Annotated in this window: 1 protein-coding gene; it reads left to right on the forward strand. The window is 72.9% G+C overall.

The window, feature by feature from the left end; genetic code table 11:
* On the forward strand, nucleotides 1–1,095 hold a 1,095-nt coding region (locus tag P7D22_RS23040), incomplete at its 5' end, for a Y-family DNA polymerase (RefSeq protein ID WP_319936575.1).
* Nucleotides 1,096–1,689 lie beyond the last annotated feature (594 nt).

Consider the following 1,689-nt stretch of genomic DNA (forward strand, 5'->3'; position numbering starts at 1 on the left):
CCCGAGGCCGCCTGGGCGCTGGGCCACCATGGGTCCGTCAGCATCGCGCTGCCGGGACCCGAAGCGCTGCTTCCCCTCGCTCACCCGATGCCGCTCGCGGCGCTGCGCCTCGAGGCCGCGACGCTGAACGCCCTCGCCCAGGCGGGACTGCGCACGATCGGCGACCTGCTCGACCGCCCGCGCGCGCCCTTGACGGCCCGCTTCGGCGCGACCCTGCTGCACAAGCTCGACGCCCTGCTGGGCTGGACCCGTGGCGCCCTGGTGCCGATCGCCCCCGTGCCGCCGATGCTGGCCGAGCGCCGCTTCGCCCATCCGATCGCCACGCTGGCGGCCGTGGAAACGTCGCTCGGCGTTCTGGCCCGCCATCTCTGCGCCCAGCTCGAACGCGCCCAAACGGGCGCCCGCAGGCTCGAACTCACCTTGTTCCGCGTCGATGGCGTGGTGAAACGGCTGACGGTCGGCACGGGCCGCCCGAGCCGGGACCCGGTGGCCTTGTTACGCTTGTTCCGCGACAAGCTCGAAAGCCTCGGCGAGGATGGGCTCGACACCGGCTACGGCTTCGACGTGATGCGGCTCGGCGCCGCCGTGGCCGAAACCCTGACGGCCGAGCAGGTGGCGCTCGAGGCCACCACCGACCGGGCCGCCGAGGCCGACCTGGCGCTGCTGGTCGACCGGCTCGGCGCCCGGCTCGGCGCCACCCGGGTGCTGCGGCTCCACAATGCCGACCGGCACGTGCCCGAAGATGCCACGGTGAGCTGGCCGGCCCAGCGGGCCGGAGGCTGGCCGGTCTATCCGGATGCGGCCGACCTGCACCGCCCGCTGCGGTTGCTCGACCGGCCGGAGCCCATCGACACGGTGGCCGAGGTGCCGGACGGGCCGCCCATCACCTTCCGCTGGCGCCGGATGGAGCACCGGCTGAAGGCCGTGGAGGGCCCGGAACGCATCGCGGCGCCCTGGTGGACCACGACGGCGCCGACCCGCGATTATTTCGAGGCCGAGGACGGCGACGGCCGCCGTTATTGGCTGTTCCGCGAAGGGCTTTATGGCCGCGAGGTCGAGCGGCCGCGTTGGTTCCTGCACGGCCTGTTCGGATGAGCCGATGTTTGTCGAGCTCGGCACCGCCACCAACTTTTCCTTCCTGCGCGGCGCCTCGCATCCGGAGGAATATGTCGCGATGGCAGGCGGTTTCGCGATGCCGGCGCTCGGCATCGCGGACCGCAACTCGCTTGCCGGCGTTGTGCGGGCCTTCAGCCAGGCGAAGCGTCTGGAGGGCCCGCCCGTGCGGGTGCTGGTCGGCGCCCGGCTGGTGTTCGCCGACGGCACGCCCGACATCCTGGCCTACCCGACCGATCTCGCGGCCTATGGGCGGCTGTGCCGGCTGCTGACGGCCGGCAACCGTCGGGCCGCCAAGGGGTCCTGCATCCTCGCCCTCACGGACCTTCTCGACTGGATCGAGGGGCTGCGGCTGATCGTGCTGGACCGGTCGAGCGCCGTCGAGGCCGACGCCGTGCCGCACGCCGATCCGGCGCTCGGCGAGGCCGGCCTGAAGGACCTGCGGGCCGACGATCTTCCTCCCCCTGCGGCCGCAGTGGAGGGCATGCTGCGCGCCTGGCTGCGCTTCGTGCCGCCCCCTTCCCCGGCCAACGACAACCCGGACACGGGGCTGTCTCTTATACACATCTCCGAGCC

It is taken from the genome of Lichenihabitans sp. Uapishka_5, assembly GCF_033947565.1.
GTDB lineage: Bacteria > Pseudomonadota > Alphaproteobacteria > Rhizobiales > Beijerinckiaceae > Lichenihabitans.